Consider the following 16,850-nt stretch of genomic DNA (forward strand, 5'->3'; position numbering starts at 1 on the left):
TCTGGGCCATGATGACGAAACAGGAAGATTACCGGAACCCGGCGGCGACGATGGCATGACAGCGCAAAGCTTGCCATCGCGCCACGGTACGTCGGGCGTGTGAGGAGATCACTGAACAGTAAGGGCAAAGGATCGACAAGATCCGGGTTGGAGAAAGCAGTATTTGTCGTGGAGCCGAAGAGCTCGCTCTGTTGATTTGCCTCTGACCCGCGCATCGCCATACCGGCCTGCGGCCACGTTCGAGCCGCACCATGAGGCCTGATACATGACCGCATCCGATCACGCGTCTGAGCTATTCAAATACCACTTGCACGAAAGGGGGCATCCATACATGCACAAATCCCGTGTGGGATTCATCTCATGAATCCAGCGTGGTAGCTGGGATACATGAGCAGACCTACACCCCCGACCTACAGGACCAGGAACTGGCCAGCCTACAATGAAGCGCTCAAGCGCCGCGGCTCGCTGACGATCTGGTTCGATCCCGAGATGAGCTGGGATGCCGCGCCGACAGGTAGGCGTGGCCGCCAGCAGACCTACAGCGATGCCGCCATCCAGACATGCCTTTCGATGAAGGTGCTGTTCGGCATGGCGCTTCGGCAGACGACAGGCTTCGTCGAAAGCCTACTGCGGCTGGTCGGCCTCGACTGGGCGGTGCCCGACTTCAGCACCCTGTCCCGCCGCCAGAAGACCCTGGCCGTGAACATCCCGTATCGCGGCTCCAAGGGGCCGCTGCACCTGCTGATCGACAGCACGGGTATCAAAGTCGAGGGCGAAGGCGAGTGGCACGCCCGCAAGCATGGTGGACCCAAACGGCGCGTCTGGCGCAAGATCCATCTCGGGATCGACGAGGAAACACTGGAGGTTCGCGCAGTCGAGGTCACAGGTAGCCATATCGGCGATGCACCGGTCTTACCCGACCTGCTCAACCAGATCCCAGCGTACGAGCAGATCAGCAGCGTCACTGCCGACGGTGCCTACGACACCCGCAAATGCCACGATGCAATCGCTGACCGCGGCGCCCGCGCTGTCATTCCGCCTCGCAAGAATGCCAAGCCGTGGAAGACCGTCACCGCCGGCGCGGTCGCACGAAACGAAGCGCTGCGGGCATCGAAATACCTCGGTCGTGCTCTCTGGCGACGATGGAGCGGATACCACCGCCGAAGCCGCGTCGAAACGAAGATGCACTGTGTGAAACTGCTGGGGCAGCGCCTCATGGCGCGGGACTTCGACCGACAGGTCGCGGAGCTTCAGGTCCGTATCGCCGTTCTGAACGGCTACACCGCGCTCGGCATCCCTGTCACAGAGCCCGTGGGATAAGTCTGTCCGGGGAAAGGGGAACCCCGGCCATCAGCCGATTTGTGCAACAGAGCCGGCTGACTAGTTCAAAGATGCGTTTAAAGACAAAGGGATAAGAGCATGCATCCCCGGCCGGAAAGGAAGGAAGAAAGCCATCAGCCACGACCAACGCCGCAACCGCATCGAGACCATGTTCGGCAGGCCCCAAGATTGGCGACGGGCTCCGACCAGATACGACAAGGTGCCCATCGTCTTTCTCTCGGCCATAGCACTCGCCGCAACTGTCATCTTCTCGCGCTGAAATTAATGTGTCTGGACCTTACAGAACCGCGCCAATGCGCCACGGCACAAACTCGGCGTCGCCATAGCCAAATTCCTCGGATTTGGTGCGCGCCCCCGACGCGGTGTCCAGCAGCTTGTGATAGATTTCCTGCCCCATTTCGGACAGCGATATCGCGCCCTCGACCACCTTGCCGCAATTGATATCCATATCGGCCTGCATCGAATGCCACAGCGCCGAATTCGACGCGAGTTTCAGCGAAGGCGTAGGATGGGCACCAAAGCACGACCCACGCCCTGTCGTGAAGGCAATCAGATTCGCGCCAGAGGCCACCTGCCCCGTCGCCGCAACCGGATCATAGCCGGGACTGTCCATATAGACGAAACCCCGGGTTCGGATCTGTTCGCCATAGCCATAGACAGCCGCGACTGGCGCCAACCCGCCCTTGGCCACGGCGCCGAGCGATTTTTCAAGAATGGTGGTGATGCCGCCACGCTTGTTGCCGGGGCTGGGATTGTTGTCCAGACTGGCGCCGTTCTGGCTGGTATAGCGTTCCCACCACGCAATCATCGCCCGCAGCCGGTCCCCGTCGGCATCGCTGGCCCGCGCGATCAGCAGATGTTCGGCCCCATAGATTTCGGGCGTTTCTGACAGGATCGAGGTTCCCCCACCCGCCACCAGAAGGTCCGAAGCAACCCCAAGCGCCGGATTCGCTGTAATGCCAGAAAACCCGTCCGACCCGCCGCATTGCATCCCCAAGATCAGCCCCGACACCGGAACAGTCTGACGGGTGTCGCGATTTGCGGCCCCGGCAATGCCTTCCAGAATTTCCAGCGCTCGGGCCACCGCGGCCGCCGAACCCCCGACATCCTGAATATTGAAACTGGCGTGACGTTCGCGAGTCCAGTCATCGCGCCGATACAAGGTAAGCTGGTTAACCTCGCAGCCCAGACCAACCAGCATGACGCCACCGAAATTGACGTGATCGCGATAGCCCTTCAGGACGCGGACCAGCAGTTCGAACCCCTCGCCACCCGTGGCGATGCCACAGCCCTGATCGTGAACGATGGGCACGAAACCGTCGATATTCGGAAAACGCGGCAGCAGCCGGTCATTCGCCGCCCGTGCAATCGCGTTGCACACGGTCGACGAACAGTTGACCGAGGCGATGACACCAATGAAGTTACGCGTTCCGATGCGCCCGTCCTTGCGCAGGAACCCTTGAAAACTGCGGCGTTCCGGCGGCGGTGGCAGCTGCCCGCGGCTTTGTGCCGGGCCAAGGCCGTGCGGGCTCATCCCGGTGTTCTGGGTATGGACATGTTCACCCGCGCGGATCGGCGCGGTGGCCTGTCCCATGACCTGCCCGTATTTGATGATGGCATCGCCGATGGCGTGGTCGCGCAGCGCGAATTTATGCCCGGCGGGAATATCCGTCAGCAGCGCCACGCCCAGATGAATATCGCCTGCATTCAGCGGAATCAGCGCGATGCCGACGCTGTCGGTATCGCCCAGAAGCAGGGCAGAAGGGGGCTGGCTCATGGCGCGGGATCCTTGACGCTTTGACTGATGGCGTGAAGTTGCGGGGCCTGATCAGGCGACAACCCGGCCCAATCCAGAAAGGCGGTGATGCGGTGGGCAACCTTGGACGCGTGGTTTTGCGCGATATCGGACAGGCGATGATCCAGAAACGGATTGTCGAACCGGTCAAGAGTCACGGCCAGATAATCGCGCGCCTGATCGCCCATGCCTTGTTGCGCGAAACCGGGCAGAACCTCGGTTTCCATGATATTCATCAGCATTACTCGCAAAGGGCCGGACATCGCCTGGCGGACATAGGTTTCCTGTCCGCCCGCACGCTGCCACAGCTCGATCAGCGTACTGTGGCCAAGGTTCAGGATATGCAGCTTCAATCGTTGGACGGGTTCCAGATCGGGGACGATCTGGATGGCCGGGTGCGCGACCGGCAGCTCCAGACCCGGCTGCGCGGCGATGGCCCAAAGCCCGTAGGGCTCGGCCACCGCACCCGCCGGGCGGATTTCCTCGGATACGATGCGATCAACCAGCGAATTTGCCCAGATATGAGCATCCAGAAACGCCGGATCCTCACCCTGCGCAACGGCGATCTGCCGCACGCGGATGCGCAGCTTGTCGCCATTGGCTGGCACCAATTCGGTCGGCAGGACGATCAGCGGACCGCCCCCCGCAAGATGGCGGGCGCGCATCAGGTGAAACAGCTTGGCCGGATAGCTCTGCGCCGGATCGGGATGGGGAAGGTCATCGGCAGGTTGCGGATCAAAGCCGCGATCCGCCGTATTCGAGACGACCCAACGCGCCTCCTGCACAAAAATTCGCTGCAATTCCGCGTAATCGCCATCATAGCCAAGGCCGCGCTTAACGACGGTGACGCGTTCTTCGCGGTCCACCGGCTGGCCGTTTTCGATACCGCGTACCCGCACCGGATAGCCGTCAGGCGCGGTTAACGCATCCAGCCTGCCCCGCCGTGCGGGATCGGATGTCGATTGCACCACCGTCACCGCAGGCGCGGCGCCGATTGGCGCGCCGTTCTGGAAATAGGCAAGGGCATGGGCTTGCAGAAAGCGGCTGGTGCCGAACTGGATGATCGGGGTCTGCATGGCGGCTGAATCCTCTGGGTGACCCCGCCTTGGGACTGGGCGGGACAATGGGTATCAGGCTTCGATCAGTGCGATCATCTGCTCTAGCCGCCGCATCGCCAGCCAACCGTCCCGGATCTGCGGTGCGGTATCACTTTCGCCGCGCATGGTTGCCGCTACGTCCAGCAACAGGGCGTGATAACCCTTGTGGTCCTCGTTCGCTGCTGCAGTGAAATTGGGCGTCCAGACAAGACTGTCGCAGGCCGGATCCAGCACCGCGTCGGGATCTTCCGCCTTGAAGGGCGGATTTCGGTGCCATGCAACATTGATGATGTTTTCGACTTCGATCCGGTTATGGTCGCCCATGATCTGGATATACTCCATGGGCGTGCCGCGCGACTGGACGGTGCCCATGATGATATTGCCGATCACGCCGTTATCGCATTCGAAATTCATGTGCAGCAGCATCTTGCCCGCATCGGGCACATTCTTGCGCAGCCGCAGATCGGCGAATTCCGAGCCTGCAAACCATGTGATCAGATCCATGTAGTGAACACAGTGGTGCAGATAGAACCCTGTATAGTCGACCTGGCCGGCGAAGTAAGTTGGCGCCGTCATATAGCTGCCGTGTATCCCCAGAACCTGCCCGAAATCACCGCCATTCAGAATGTTTTTGGCAATCTTGTTGCCGGTAGAATAACGTTTCATGAAGCCGACGGTGACCGGCACCTTTGCCGCCTCGGAGGCATCTAGGAGTTCTCGCGCTTGTGCCGCGGTAGCTGCTGGGGGCTTTTCCATGAAAACGGGCAGCCCCCGGCGCAGCGACGACAAGGTGGCACGGAAATGGATTTCCGGGCCCACTGCCATGCCAACCGCGTCGATATCCGCATTGGCGATCATGTCGTCATAATCCGAATAGACCGCTTTGGCACCAAATTGGCGTGCAGCATTCCGTGCCGCGGCCTCGTCACGGTCACAGACCGCCGAGATTTCAAAGCCACTGCGCGCCAGTTGCGGCATCAGCATCCAAGTTGCGTGGCGGCCGCAGCCGATCCAGCCGATCTTGATCGTCATCAGTGATTGACCTCTGCAAAGGTAAGTGCCGAACGGATCAGGGTCAGACCCGCGCGCAATTTGTCGTCTTCATTTTCGTGGGGCGCGCGCCAATGCGCGATGGGCAGGGCGATGCGGTCGTCCTCGCGGCGGAACGGTTCCAGCGAAATCGGGCCGGCATAACCGACCTGATGCAGGGCGCGCGAAATCGCGGTCCAGTCCATATTGCCGGTGCCGGGGAAACCGCGATGGTTTTCATTGGCCTGGAAATGCACAAGGCGATTACCGGCAGCCCGGATCGCGTCGGGGATCGAGCGTTCTTCCATGTTCATATGGAAGGTGTCCAGCATGACGCCCAGACCGGGGTTGTCCACCGCATCTACGACTTCGATCGCCTGACTGGTGGTGTTGACGATGTCGGTTTCAAAGCGGTTCAGCGGTTCCAGTCCGAACACCCGACCGGCGGCGGCGGCCAGCGGCGCAACCTCGGCCAGACCCTCGATGGTGCGCTGTGCCCGTGCTGCGATTTGGTCAGCGGTCCACGGGTAAGGCGGACGTCCTGCGAAGACCAGCGGCTCTCCATAGAGCGGACCACCAATAATTTTCGCGCCAACTCTGTCCGCCGCTTCGACGCAGAATTTCAGATAGTCGATACCTCCCTGACGGTTCGCTGGATCCTCGCTGGCGATCGAGCGTTGCAGGTTGACCCGCGCGGCCAGAACGATGCCCAGGCCTTCACCTTCGCAGATCCTGCGAACCTCTGCAGGATCGAGGTCATCTTCGGGTTCGGGTACCAGCAGTTCAATAAAATCAAATCCCAGTTCGCGGGTTTTTTTCAGATAGGACAGCGCCGCATTGGTAAATGGGCGGGTATATTGCATCGAGATGATGCCAACAGGATTTTTCACGATATTTCCTTTGAGGTTACGCTGCTGCCCTCTGAGCGGCAGCAAGGATTGGATCAGCCCTTGACGGCACCTTGCGTCAGGCCTCCGACCAGACGACGCTGAACGATCAGGAACAGAACGGTTGCCGGCAGGGCGCCCACAATGCCGCCTGCGGTCAACAGGCCCCACTGCACCTGATATTCCCCGATCATGGTCTGCACGGCGACAGTGATCGGGCGCACATTTTGTCCACCAAGCGTCAGCGCATAAAGGTATTCATTCCAGGCGGTGATGAAGATATAAATCCCCGTCGCAATGATCCCCGGCGCACATAGCGGAAGAATGACCTTGCGCATTGCCTGCAAACGCGAGCAGCCATCGGTCATTGCCGCTTCGTCCAGCGATTTCGGAATGCCATTGATATAGCTTGTCATCATCCAGACTGAGAACGGGATGGCGATGGTCGAATTCGCAACGATCAGCGCCAGATGCGTGTCCAGCAGCCCCAACTGGCGCATCAGAACGAACAATGGCAGGATCAGCAGAACAAGCGGGAACATGTTGATCAGCAGGAATTGCATCAACAGCACTTTCTTGAAGCGAAAGTCGAAGCGCGAGAAGCTGTAAGCTGCCGTAACCGACAGTGTCAGCCCGACCACCACGGTGCCCACCGCGACAATGAGGCTGTCCAGCATATTACGGGCAAAGCCGACATTGGCGAAAAGACGCTCGTAATTGCTCCAGACCAGATCGAATACAGATGGCCCCCGCGTGAACAACTCGCTCTCGGCAGTCAGAGAGGTCAACAGCATCCACAGATACGGGCCAAGCGTGAAGGCCAGAATGGCCAGCATCGGCAGATCAACAGTCAGCACCCGCCTTAAGGTCGATTTACGTCCCAGCGCCATTATTGCACCGCCTTTGCCGAACGTTTCAGATAAAGAACGACGATCCCCAGAAGCATCAGGGTGAAGGTCATGGCCAAGGCCGAGCCATAGCCGAAATCCAGGTTCGTCCGCGCCTCAAGAAAAGAATAGAGCGGCAGGGTATAGGTCGAATAACCGGGACCGCCGCCGGTCATGACAAAGATCACGTCCATGGAATTTGCCACCCAGATCGTGCGCAGCAGGATCGCTGTGAACAGCACCCCGGAAATGCCGGGCAGGGTGATGTGCCAGAACTGCCGCCACGGCGTCGCGCCATCCAGCGATGCTGCCTCGTAATAGCTTTGCGGGATGGATTGCAAACCGGCCAGAATCATCACGGCAAAGAAGGGAAAGCCCTGCCATGTCAGCGTCAGAATGATCGCGTAAAGTGCGGTATCGGGGTTCGCCAGCCACGGGATCGAAGTCTCCAGAATCCCCACGCGCAGCAGCAGGTCGTTCAGGATCCCATAGTTGGAATCGTAGACCCAAGCCCACATCAGCGCGATCACGACCGAGGGCAGTGCCCAAGGGATGATGATCAGCGCGCGGGCCAGCGGGCGCCACGGGAATTTCTGGTTCAGCAGCAAAGCGGTCGCAAGCCCAAGCAGCGCCTGCGCCGGAACGGTGATGACGATCCACAATATTGTATGGCGCAACGAAATCCAAAAGACTTCGTCCTGAAAGATGTTGAAGTAGTTCTGCAATCCGACCCAGTCAAAGTTCTTCGGGCGGAACAGGACATAGTTGTGCAAACTCATCCACGCGGTCTGGATCATCGGAAAGAACACGATGGCCAGCGTGACCAGAACGGCTGGTGACAACAGGGCCAATGGCATGACCTGCCGCCACAGCGCGGCGCGTCTTCCAGAGGTGGGACCCTCTTGCTCGGGGACGGAGGTGGTTGTCATCGGGCAAAACTCTCTTGGCCCTGCGCGGACGCATCCGACAGGCAATTTCGGTCAAGGCGGGGAAGGGCCGGGGCGTGGCGCCCGGCCCGTCAGGGATCAATCGTCGGTGAACAAGGCCGCGATCGCCTCGTTCATCTGCTGGGCGGTGATCTGTCCCAGCAGGGCGCGCTGCATGTTCGCGGGCCAGACGGTATTGACGAATTCCGGCGTGTTCGGCGATGAGGGCAGCAAATGGGCGAATGGCAAGGACGCCTGCGTTACTTCGACAAAGCGCGGTTCATGGCCTTGCCATGTGGCGGTGTCGGATTGCGTCACCGGCAACTGCCCGGTCGCGGTGTTGAACAGGGCGTTGTTTTCAGCCGTGGACAGAAAGGAAATCCATTTCCACGCCGCTTCCTTGTCGCTGGCATTCGACAGCACGGCCGTCGATTCATCGCCAAAGGTCGTCCAGCGTCCACCACCGCATTCGGGCACGGTGGTTGCTGCAACCTTGTCGCCCAGCGCGGCAACCAGATCGTTGGATGAGCCGACATGATGGATGGTCATCGCAGTCACACCGGTCTTGAAGGCACCGATGATTTCCTGAAAGCCGTCATTCGGAGCCGAGGGCGGGAACACCTTGTCCGCCTGGAACAGGTCGATGACGAATTGCGTGCCCGCGACCCCCGCGTCCGAGACTAGGCTCTGGTCAAGCCCAACGCCGGTGCGACCGAGGGTGAAGCTGCCCCAATGTTCATGGCCCGACTTGCCGCCCCGGAAGCCGAAGCCATAGGTGTCGATCTTGCCGTCGCCATCAGTGTCGCGGGTCAGCTTGATGGCGGCATCACGAAATTCATCGCATGTCTGCGGCGGGGTAAGGCCGAGCTCGTCAAACATGTCGGCGCGATAGTACAGATACAACGCGACATACTGAACGGGCAGGTAATACTGCTTTCCATCTTCTGCCCGGGTCAGTTCGAAAAGGTTTGGCAAGATGTCATCTTTACCCTCCCATGCATCGATCCAGTCGTCGAGTGGCTCCAGTGCTTCCATTTCCAGCAAACGTGGCAGCGCGAACATCTTCAGCATGGCCGCATCGGGGGCATTGCCGCCGACGATCGAAGTGTAAAGGTTGTCGTAATAGCTGTTCCACGGCACATTCATCGCCTCGATCCTGATGCCAGGGTTCTCGGCCTCGAACTTGGCTACCAACTCGGCCATGGGATTTTCGGGATTGTCAAAGTGATACCAGAAACGCACCGTGCCGTCGGCGCTGGCAAAGGTTGGGACAAGCCCGGCCATAAGGGCCAGAAAGCTGATTGTCCGTTGCATGTTCTTTCTCCTCCCAAGATAGAATATTGCGGGGCGTGGCCTCAGGTCATTGCGCGAAAGGCCTGGCCCGCGCGGCGATAGGCCTCGCTGGCCTGAGGAAGCCACATACTCATTTGCATGAAACCATGGATCACGCCGGGCACGATCTCGAACAGATCTTGACGACCCATCGCAGACAGTTTTTCGGCAAAACGCTGACTGTCCGACCTCAGCGGATCAATCTCGGCGGCGTTCAGGTAAAGCGGTGGCAGATTCGCCAAAGCATCAACCGAGGCGCGAAGCGGCACAAGGCAGGGATCGCTCAGCCTGTCAGTCTGCGCGCCGGTATAATAATCCCAGTAACGACGCATCTTGTCACGTGTCAGCCCGGGACCATCGGCCACCGAGACATAGCTGGGGCTGTCGAAATCTGCGTCATAGACACCATAGAACAACAGCCCGGATTGTGGCGGATCGCAGCCATCAAGACGGAGCATCATCGCCACCGCCAGATTGGCACCGGCACTGTCGCCGGAAATCGACCATTTGCGTTCGGGCAAAATGGCGTCCCGGCCCGCCCAGAACGAAATGCAGTCTTCCAGCCCAGCCGGATAGGGGTGCTCTGGCGCAAGTCGATAATCGAAGGTTACAACGGGAACCCCGGTCTCTTGCGCCAGACGGCGCGCAGCACCTTCATGGGTGGCGGCAGAGCAGAAGCTCCACCCCCCACCATGAATGTACAGGATTGCCCGGGTGCCATCGTCCCGTCCAGGGATAAAGACATAGGCCCGGCGACCGTCGGGGGTTTCTACGATCAACTCGCGGGCCATCTTGGGGCCGTCAAGATTCCAGCGGCGGTTTGAAGCTTCCGTAACGGCGCGCCCCTCTGCGGGGGGCAGTATCGTTGGATCAGGTTGCAACCCGTCCTCGACGGCAAGTCGTTCTAGGACGGCGCGCATTTCGGGGGCCAGGGAACCGGCGTTGGTCATTGTATGGTCCCCCTTTTTCCCACGAAAACTTCCGGGCCGAAATCGACGATGGTGGCGATGTGATGAGACAAGGCGCGTGTCAGCGCGTCGGCGTCGCGCGCCTCTAGCGCCTCGAGAATTGACAGATGCCGCTCAGCCGTACCTTGCAGGTCGCGGCTTTCTGGTGCGCTGTTCAATATCTTGAAGCGTTGGGTATGCAGCAGGCATCGAAACAACACTGGCTCGACTATGGGGGTGGAGGCTGCTTCGAAAAGGCGCAGATGGAAGCTTCGGTCGTATTCCATCAATGTGTATTCATCCCCTTGGAGGGCGGCCACCCGCATGGCCTGCATCAATACATCCAGATCTGACAGAAGGGTTGCATCCTGCGATTCGATGACACGGACTGCCGCACGACACTCGATGTCATGACGGATACAGAGCAGTTCGCGCGCATCGTCGGAATTGGCAGAGGCAACATGGGTGTCGCGCCGGGCGCGGCGCGTCACAAGACCATCTTCGGACAAACGCATCAGCGCCTCGCGAATCGTGCCCTGTGCGCACGTAAAACGTTGCGCCAGTTCCAGTTCGCGCAACACAGTGCCGGGGGCGAGGGTTCCCAGGACAATATCGCGCCGCAAGGCATGTTCAACTGCCTCGCTACGGCTTTGTTGTCGCCTCGCACCCAAGGTTTCAGCCACGCTCATTCCGTCTCCTGTGACGCGTTTCATTCGCGCTTGCATTATTGATAATCGCCGTATTATTGATAATGTCAAGATTATTGATAATGCCTTGCGCCGCACCACCGGCGCCGTCACGGGAGGGGACGACTATGGCGCAAATCAGCCTTAACAAGATCTTCAAGCGCTACGGCGCCGTGCAAACCATCCACGGTGTCGATCTGGATATCAGGGATGGAGAATTCGTTGCGTTCGTTGGTCCGTCAGGCTGCGGAAAATCAACGATGTTGCGCATGATTGCGGGATTGGAGGAAATCAGCGACGGGCAACTAAGCATCGGCGGAATGCTGGTCAATGATATCGAGCCAAAAGGGCGCGACGTGGCCATGGTGTTTCAGGATTATGCCCTCTATCCGCATATGACTGTTGCGCAGAATATTGGTTTCGGCCTCAAAATGCGGGGTGAACAACCCCAGATGATCGCAGAAAAGGTGGCCGAGGCGGCCCGCATCCTGCAGCTTGAGGATCTGCTGGACCGCCGTCCAGGGCAATTGTCGGGCGGACAACGCCAGCGTGTCGCAATGGGGCGGGCCATCGTGCGCAAGCCCAAGGTCTTTCTGTTTGATGAACCGCTGTCCAACCTCGATGCCAAGCTTCGTGTCGAGATGCGGACGCAGATCAAACGACTTCACCGGATGCTGCGCACCACGACCATCTATGTCACCCATGACCAGGTCGAGGCGATGACGCTGGCTGACCGCGTCGTCGTGCTGCGTAAGGGCGAAATCATCCAGCACGGCAAGCCGCTGGAGCTGTACGAACGCCCGAACTGCCGCTTTGTCGCGGAATTCATCGGCTCGCCGCAGATGAACATCCTGACAGGGCGTGCGGTGTCTTCGGATCGCGGTGCAGCGGTGGAATTTGATGGCGGGGCGATTGCCATGACCCAACTGATCGCCCCCGCAGGGGCGGGTATCGACATCGGGTTACGCCCTGAACATCTGCTGCCCTGCCCGGAGGATCAGGCCGATTTCATCGTCGATGTTGATGTGCTGGAGGAGCTTGGTTCCGACACGCTGGCGATCTGCTTTCTGCACGGAAGCGAACTTACCGTGCGCATCCCGGCAGAGGAAAGCCGGGACCTGCCTGCCCGCCTGCCTCTGAGATTCGACCGCAAACACCTGCATCTGTTCGACGCCGCAAGTGGCGCGCGGCTGGATTTCGTGGCATGAGCCGGATCACGGGGCTGCAACCCGGCCCTGTCATTTCTTTGGGCGAGGCGATGCTGGAACTCAGTTCGCGCGGTGACGACCTCTGGCGGATGGGGGTCGCGGGCGACACGCTGAACACCGCATGGTATCTGCGCGCGGCCCTGCCTGCTGCTTGGTCAGTGGGTTACCTGACCAGGCTTGGCAGCGATGCCTTTCCCGACCGGATTGCCGATTTCATCGCTGGCGCGGGCATCGACACCTCCGCGATATCGCGCGATCCTCAACGCGGTTGCGGGCTTTACGCCATCTCGCTGATGAACGGCGAACGGGGCTTTACCTATTGGCGCGGCCAGTCGGCGGCCCGCCATCTGGCTGATGACCACGACAGACTGGCGCAGGCGCTGGGCCCTGCGCGGGTGATCTATCTGTCCGGCATCACGCTCGCGATCCTGACAGAGCAGGGCCGCGAAAACCTGCTGGATCTGTTGCGGGCGCGGCCCAAGCATGTGGTGCTGACCTTTGACCCGAACATCCGCCCACGCCTGTGGTCCGATGCCGACATGATGCGTCAGACCCTGACTACATTCGCCGCGTTAAGCGATCTGGTGCTGCCCAGCTTTGACGACGAATCGGCCCATTTTTACGATATCAGCCCCGAAGACACACTGAAGCGCTATCTGAACCTCGGCGTGACAGAGGTGGTGGTCAAGAATGCCGGCGGCCCGATTCTGGCCGCCTCCGGCGCAGTTCTGCTCCGACACGACCCCGCATCCGTAGCCCCCTTAGACACTACCGGTGCGGGCGACAGCTTCAACGGTGGTTATCTGGCCGCGCGCCTGCAGGGCCAAAGTATCGACCGGGCCCTGTGCTGCGGCGCGAATCTGGCAGCCCGTGTCATCCGTCATCCGGGCGCGCTGATTCCGATGGAGCAGCTGACAGCCTCTGGCACCTGATTACAAACAGGCGATGGCTATCGGCGCGCGGCACCTCCTATAAGTAGACGCAGAAAGACACCCGGCCAGAAATCTGATCGGGTGCCATATCTCGTCTAACAGGGTGCTGAAATAGTCCCGCGCTGCGAAGGTTGTTCTTGGCTCTGATGGGATATTGCTTGTTCATCCGGCCTGGCTGGCGGGTTTGGTCTGCTGGCAGCGTCATCTTCTGTTCATGCGGCAAGCAGCTTCGGCAACCTGGTGAATGTCCTTCGGCCAGGGTCATGATGAAATGGGCACGTGCGCGATCGATGCCTCGAAAGGCAGTTTGAGCGGCCCCTTCGACGGTTTTGGCCCAGCCGAAAGCCTCTTCGATCCTTTTGCGATACCTGAGGGGAAATGGCGTAGCCCTTGTGCCGGGTGGTGCGCACGTCGGTTGCTGAATGCCTCGATTTCTGAACGATCTGCGGCGTGACACAGGCGTGCCGCAGGTCGGCAACAAACTCTGCCGCATCATATCCCTTGTCGGCGCCCCGCGTCACCGGGACGGACCGCTTGCATGCAGCTTTCTCGTGTAACCCTAGAGGCAATCGTCACTCAGGGGGACGATCTGCGCTTCGCTCAGCCAGTGCGAGACCAATCATGCCACCCCTTCCGTTTTCGAAGCCGTGAATCAGGATGTGCTTTCCCAATCGATGCATTATGCCCCTGGCGCCCACGAACATCGAAACAGAAAATCGTTTTCCTCGGAAAAAATTTCAGGGGGTCTTGACACATATAAAGAGCATTCTAGATGAAATGGTGCAGATCGCTGGAAGGGGTCTGCAACCGGAAATTCCGGTTAAATCATCAACTTGTACCCATGTTGCTCAATGGAGGACGTGGCTATGAGAACCACATTCGACTTTACACCGCTCTTTCGGTCAAGCGTTGGCTTTGACCGTATTCTGAACCTGCTGGAAAACACGGCCCGCGCCGATACGGCGGAAAACTGGCCCCCCTACGATATCGTCCGGGAGGCCGAGGATCGCTATGCCATCAGCATGGCGCTTGCGGGCTTCAGCGATAATGACCTCACCCTGACTCAGGACGGAAATGTGCTGATTGTTGCCGGTCGCAAAGAGACGGACGACAACGCGCAATACCTGCATCGCGGCATTCCGGCGCGCAGCTTCGAGCGGCGCTTTGAATTGGCCGACGATGTCCGTGTCGAGGGCGCTTCGCTGATCGATGGTCTGCTGACGGTGTCGCTGATGCGCGAAATCCCCGAAGAGAAAAAGCCGCGGCGCATCGAGATCGCGCGGGGCAGCGGCGAACACGCCAAGCCTGCCCAACAGGCGCAGATAGCGGGCGCGAAATCCGCAAAAGCGGCGGCCCCTCAGCCCGAGCCCGCTGCGGCCTGATCTGACATCGATCCGATATCGGCCATGTCCCGCTGGCATCGCTTTGGCCGATGCCAGCCTTGGGCGGGCCATGTGCAAAAACAGGAGACAGAAAAATGAGCGTACGAGATCTTATTCCGCAAAACTGGACCCGAAATCTGCCTTGGTGGCGTGGTAATGACACCCCGTCGGCAGAGCCTGTTCGTGATCCGTTCACAACCTTCCACCGCGAGGTAGATCGGCTGTTTGACGATTTTTTCCGGTCTTTCGGCACCCCATCGCCGGTCTTCTCTGGTGGCAATGGCTGGATGGGGGCAAACTGGCCCAGCGTCGAGATCTCCGAGACGGACAAGGCGATCTCGGTCACTGCCGAGCTTCCCGGCCTTGAAGAAAAGGACGTGGAGGTTCTGCTGGAGGACGGGCTGCTGACCTTGCGGGGTGAAAAGACCACCTCGACCGAGGATAGCGAACGCCGCTTCAGCGAGCGTGTCTATGGGCGGTTCGAGCGGCGCATCCCTCTGCCCGCCGGCATTGACGAAGGGGCCGTCGAGGCCTCGTTCCGCAACGGTGTGCTGACCGTGACCCTGCCCCGAACCGAGACGGCGCAGGCACAGGTCAAACGTATCCCGTTGAAAAGCTGACATCGCGGGCCGGGATGTCCCGGCCTGCATCTTCGCAGTCCCAAAGCATCGGAGGATGATATGCAACTTGTAAATGCAGAGCGTATTTCCCCCGCAGCAACGGGCGGTCCGGCGATTTTGCCGCAAGGGGAAGGCAAGGCCAGCTATGCCTCCAGCCTGCCGACGCAAAGCCTTGCGCGGATCTGGAAGCCGTCCCGGTCCGCGACCACGTCGGGCCGCGCGCGTAGCGATCAGTGGCGCCTGCGGATCGAGCGTCAGTCGGGCCCCGAGCTTGAGCCCCTGATGGGCTGGACCTCGGGCACGGACACGGCGCATCAGGTTGAACTGACCTTTCCCAGTCTTGACGCGGCGATCCGACATGCCGAGCGTCTGGGCATAGCCTATGAGGTCCACCTGCCGCCGGGCGAAGCCGAGGCCCGCCGCAGGGAACAGGCGGCCGAGCGTCAGCGTCATGCCCATGCAGCACGGCTGCGGCGTTTCTCTGACCAGACGCTTGACCGGCTGGGCCTTGGACAGCACCGCGACGCCTATCGCGATGCGCTTGCATCTGCGACGGACAGCACCCGAGAAGGCGCCGCCCCAATGGAGGTGGCACACGATACCAGCCTGCCGCTGGATGTGCGCCGCTCGATCCTGATGAACATGGCGTTCAACGAATATCTTCAGGATCATGCGACATCGGAGGGCATGCCCGAACATCACCGCCAGTCGCGGCTGGCCGAGGTCGAAACCGCGCTGCGGGCACTTGAAGGGGCGCAGCACCGGCAGCGGGCGGCCTGAGGAGGCGGCGCCATGGATCCGTTTGTCGCGCTTGAATGTCAGGCTGTCATGCCCGACCGCTTCGGGTTGGTTCTGGCAGCGTCCGCGCGTGCCCGCAGCCTGCGCGAAGACGCGCGTGCAGGGCTGGATGACGCGGATGAAAACGCGATAGATACTGCGCTGCGAGACATCGCGCTTGGTGTCTTGGGACCCGATGAACTTCGCCCGTTCCTGCCGCCGTCGCAGCCGATGCGGCTGGCGAAACCCAATTGACGATCGACAGAAAGGAGGTTGAACGATGATTGCACACTGGATCTCAGACCGTCGTGATATCCGTTATCGCATCGCGGCCGGGGCCTCCATCGTTGCGGGGCTGCTGATGGCTGCGTTGCCGCTGATGCTTTCGCTGCCCCCTGCCGCCTTCTGGAACAGCATTGTCACGGGCGCAGCGATTGTCGCGCTGACGCTGTGGCTGGTATTGACGGGACATCCCATCGCTGACCGCCTGTTGCTGGTGGCTGGGCTCTGGGTTGCGCTCAGTCCCTGGGCCACGGCCGCCGGCTATGCCGTCTGGCTTGCTGCGCTGCATGTCATGGGCGGCCTTGCCCTGGTTGCCTGGACGGGTGCGCGGATCTGGTCCGCCAGCGGTTCGGGTGGACCTCAGACCGCCTGATTTCCAGTGCCGGCCCCGGTCTCCGGGACCGGCTTTTTTCATGCAGGAGAATCCCATGCCTTTGTCACATACAGCCCGCACGCGCTGGCTGGTCATGCTTTTTGCCCTTTTGATTGCGCTGTTTGCGCCCTTTTCCGACAAAGGGCGAGACAGCCTTTGAGCTTGATGAACGAGGGCTGGTGACCGCAGCTCCGGTGTTGGAACGCGTGACGCCGGCAATCGTCAACATCGCAACCCGAACCGAAACACAGGTCATCGCCAGCGCCTCATGCGTGAACTCGTCGATCACGTTAAGCATGCGGTACTTCCTTCCGTCATGAGTGCGGTCCTCGACGAAGTCGTAGGACCA

At 60.3% G+C, this 16,850-nt stretch carries 18 protein-coding genes and 2 pseudogenes; 9 read left to right on the forward strand and 11 right to left on the reverse strand.

The annotated features are described in order from the left end of the window. The first annotated feature begins 387 nt into the window (after positions 1 to 387). Both M511_RS17835 and M511_RS17840 read left to right on the forward strand, forming a co-directional pair. Complete coding sequence (locus M511_RS17835) at positions 388 to 1,320, forward strand: IS5-like element ISPko1 family transposase (protein WP_028710025.1); 933 nt, start codon at positions 388 to 390, stop codon at positions 1,318 to 1,320. 64 nt (positions 1,321 to 1,384) lie between these two features. Then, a pseudogene (locus M511_RS17840) lies at positions 1,385 to 1,600 on the forward strand (transposase); the annotation flags it as partial. Between the two features lie 18 nt (positions 1,601 to 1,618). Here M511_RS17840 and M511_RS17845 read toward each other — a convergent pair. From M511_RS17845 to M511_RS17885, 9 genes are all read right to left on the reverse strand, one after another. Beyond that, positions 1,619 to 3,118 (reverse strand): UxaA family hydrolase, encoded by a 1,500-nt coding sequence (locus M511_RS17845; RefSeq protein ID WP_010400070.1) that lies wholly within the window; start codon positions 3,116 to 3,118, stop codon positions 1,619 to 1,621. Beyond that, complete coding sequence (locus tag M511_RS17850) at positions 3,115 to 4,212, reverse strand: mannitol dehydrogenase family protein (RefSeq protein ID WP_010400069.1); 1,098 nt, start codon at positions 4,210 to 4,212, stop codon at positions 3,115 to 3,117. Before M511_RS17850 ends, M511_RS17845 begins: the two co-directional genes overlap by 4 nt. A gap of 54 nt (positions 4,213 to 4,266) precedes the next feature. Further along, on the reverse strand, positions 4,267 to 5,265 hold the full coding sequence (locus M511_RS17855) for a Gfo/Idh/MocA family protein (RefSeq protein ID WP_010400068.1): 999 nt from the start codon (positions 5,263 to 5,265) through the stop codon (positions 4,267 to 4,269). Further along, entirely contained in the window at positions 5,265 to 6,152 is an 888-nt protein-coding gene (locus tag M511_RS17860; protein WP_010400067.1) for a sugar phosphate isomerase/epimerase family protein, read from the reverse strand. The genes M511_RS17855 and M511_RS17860 overlap by 1 nt, the downstream gene beginning before the upstream one ends. A 53-nt stretch (positions 6,153 to 6,205) precedes the next feature. Beyond that, positions 6,206 to 7,039: a carbohydrate ABC transporter permease gene (locus tag M511_RS17865; RefSeq protein WP_010400066.1), complete on the reverse strand. Its 834-nt coding sequence runs from the start codon at positions 7,037 to 7,039 to the stop codon at positions 6,206 to 6,208. Further along, on the reverse strand, positions 7,039 to 7,965 hold the full coding sequence (locus M511_RS17870; protein ID WP_010400065.1) for a carbohydrate ABC transporter permease: 927 nt from the start codon (positions 7,963 to 7,965) through the stop codon (positions 7,039 to 7,041). Before M511_RS17870 ends, M511_RS17865 begins: the two co-directional genes overlap by 1 nt. 96 nt (positions 7,966 to 8,061) lie before the next feature. Further along, positions 8,062 to 9,276, reverse strand: a complete 1,215-nt coding sequence (locus M511_RS17875; protein WP_010400064.1) for an ABC transporter substrate-binding protein — start codon at positions 9,274 to 9,276, stop codon at positions 8,062 to 8,064. Positions 9,277 to 9,317: 41 nt separating this feature from the next. Beyond that, on the reverse strand, positions 9,318 to 10,244 hold the full coding sequence (locus tag M511_RS17880; RefSeq protein ID WP_010400062.1) for an alpha/beta hydrolase: 927 nt from the start codon (positions 10,242 to 10,244) through the stop codon (positions 9,318 to 9,320). After that, entirely contained in the window at positions 10,241 to 10,930 is a 690-nt protein-coding gene (locus tag M511_RS17885) for a GntR family transcriptional regulator (protein WP_085503072.1), read from the reverse strand. Before M511_RS17885 ends, M511_RS17880 begins: the two co-directional genes overlap by 4 nt. A gap of 125 nt (positions 10,931 to 11,055) precedes the next feature. On the opposite strand from M511_RS17885, the gene M511_RS17890 reads away from it, so the two are divergent. Beyond that, a complete protein-coding gene (locus M511_RS17890) occupies positions 11,056 to 12,135 on the forward strand; it encodes an ABC transporter ATP-binding protein (protein ID WP_010400059.1) in 1,080 nt (359 codons plus the stop codon). Then, on the forward strand, positions 12,132 to 13,067 hold the full coding sequence (locus tag M511_RS17895) for a sugar kinase (RefSeq protein WP_010400057.1): 936 nt from the start codon (positions 12,132 to 12,134) through the stop codon (positions 13,065 to 13,067). Before M511_RS17890 ends, M511_RS17895 begins: the two co-directional genes overlap by 4 nt. 212 nt (positions 13,068 to 13,279) lie before the next feature. Here the strand turns inward: M511_RS17895 and M511_RS19345 are convergent. Next, positions 13,280 to 13,588, reverse strand: a pseudogene (locus tag M511_RS19345) (IS5/IS1182 family transposase); the annotation flags it as partial. A gap of 345 nt (positions 13,589 to 13,933) precedes the next feature. Here M511_RS19345 and M511_RS17900 point away from each other — a divergent pair. The 5 genes from M511_RS17900 (at position 13,934) to M511_RS17920 (ending at position 16,501) form a co-directional block, all read left to right on the forward strand. Beyond that, positions 13,934 to 14,449, forward strand: coding sequence for an Hsp20 family protein (locus M511_RS17900; RefSeq protein WP_010400055.1), 516 nt, complete (start codon positions 13,934 to 13,936; stop codon positions 14,447 to 14,449). A 95-nt stretch (positions 14,450 to 14,544) separates the two neighbouring features. After that, positions 14,545 to 15,069 (forward strand): Hsp20/alpha crystallin family protein, encoded by a 525-nt coding sequence (locus M511_RS17905; protein WP_010400054.1) that lies wholly within the window; start codon positions 14,545 to 14,547, stop codon positions 15,067 to 15,069. 60 nt (positions 15,070 to 15,129) lie between these two features. Then, complete coding sequence (locus M511_RS17910; RefSeq protein ID WP_085503074.1) at positions 15,130 to 15,849, forward strand: NADH dehydrogenase ubiquinone Fe-S protein 4; 720 nt, start codon at positions 15,130 to 15,132, stop codon at positions 15,847 to 15,849. 12 nt (positions 15,850 to 15,861) lie between these two features. Then, positions 15,862 to 16,101, forward strand: coding sequence for a DNA-directed RNA polymerase subunit omega (locus M511_RS17915; protein WP_010400052.1), 240 nt, complete (start codon positions 15,862 to 15,864; stop codon positions 16,099 to 16,101). A gap of 25 nt (positions 16,102 to 16,126) precedes the next feature. After that, the gene (locus M511_RS17920; protein WP_010400051.1) at positions 16,127 to 16,501 is read left to right on the forward strand and encodes an SPW repeat domain-containing protein; all 375 of its coding nucleotides are present in this window, start codon (positions 16,127 to 16,129) and stop codon (positions 16,499 to 16,501) included. Between the two features lie 64 nt (positions 16,502 to 16,565). Here M511_RS17920 and M511_RS17925 read toward each other — a convergent pair. Further along, positions 16,566 to 16,850, reverse strand: a 285-nt coding sequence (locus M511_RS17925) for a hypothetical protein (RefSeq protein WP_139824629.1), incomplete at its 5' end; no start/stop codon positions are given.

Origin of the sequence: Paracoccus sp. J56, from assembly GCF_019633685.1 — a bacterium.
GTDB lineage: Bacteria > Pseudomonadota > Alphaproteobacteria > Rhodobacterales > Rhodobacteraceae > Paracoccus > Paracoccus kondratievae.

Excerpts from the sequence above, each read along its gene's own strand:
- M511_RS17905 (WP_010400054.1), top strand. The coding sequence starts at position 14,545 with ATGAGCGTACGAGATCTTATTCCGCAAAACTGGACCCGAAATCTGCCT.
- M511_RS17900 (WP_010400055.1), top strand. The coding sequence starts at position 13,934 with ATGAGAACCACATTCGACTTTACACCGCTCTTTCGGTCAAGCGTTGGC.
- M511_RS17910 (WP_085503074.1), top strand. The coding sequence starts at position 15,130 with ATGCAACTTGTAAATGCAGAGCGTATTTCCCCCGCAGCAACGGGCGGT.
- M511_RS17870 (WP_010400065.1), bottom strand. The coding sequence starts at position 7,965 with ATGACAACCACCTCCGTCCCCGAGCAAGAGGGTCCCACCTCTGGAAGA.
- M511_RS17920 (WP_010400051.1), top strand. The coding sequence starts at position 16,127 with ATGATTGCACACTGGATCTCAGACCGTCGTGATATCCGTTATCGCATC.
- M511_RS17895 (WP_010400057.1), top strand. The coding sequence starts at position 12,132 with ATGAGCCGGATCACGGGGCTGCAACCCGGCCCTGTCATTTCTTTGGGC.
- M511_RS17835 (WP_028710025.1), top strand. The coding sequence starts at position 388 with ATGAGCAGACCTACACCCCCGACCTACAGGACCAGGAACTGGCCAGCC.
- M511_RS17890 (WP_010400059.1), top strand. The coding sequence starts at position 11,056 with ATGGCGCAAATCAGCCTTAACAAGATCTTCAAGCGCTACGGCGCCGTG.
- M511_RS17850 (WP_010400069.1), bottom strand. The coding sequence starts at position 4,212 with ATGCAGACCCCGATCATCCAGTTCGGCACCAGCCGCTTTCTGCAAGCC.
- M511_RS17875 (WP_010400064.1), bottom strand. The coding sequence starts at position 9,276 with ATGCAACGGACAATCAGCTTTCTGGCCCTTATGGCCGGGCTTGTCCCA.
- M511_RS17915 (WP_010400052.1), top strand. The coding sequence starts at position 15,862 with ATGGATCCGTTTGTCGCGCTTGAATGTCAGGCTGTCATGCCCGACCGC.
- M511_RS17885 (WP_085503072.1), bottom strand. The coding sequence starts at position 10,930 with ATGAGCGTGGCTGAAACCTTGGGTGCGAGGCGACAACAAAGCCGTAGC.
- M511_RS17855 (WP_010400068.1), bottom strand. The coding sequence starts at position 5,265 with ATGACGATCAAGATCGGCTGGATCGGCTGCGGCCGCCACGCAACTTGG.
- M511_RS17845 (WP_010400070.1), bottom strand. The coding sequence starts at position 3,118 with ATGAGCCAGCCCCCTTCTGCCCTGCTTCTGGGCGATACCGACAGCGTC.
- M511_RS17865 (WP_010400066.1), bottom strand. The coding sequence starts at position 7,039 with ATGGCGCTGGGACGTAAATCGACCTTAAGGCGGGTGCTGACTGTTGAT.
- M511_RS17880 (WP_010400062.1), bottom strand. The coding sequence starts at position 10,244 with ATGACCAACGCCGGTTCCCTGGCCCCCGAAATGCGCGCCGTCCTAGAA.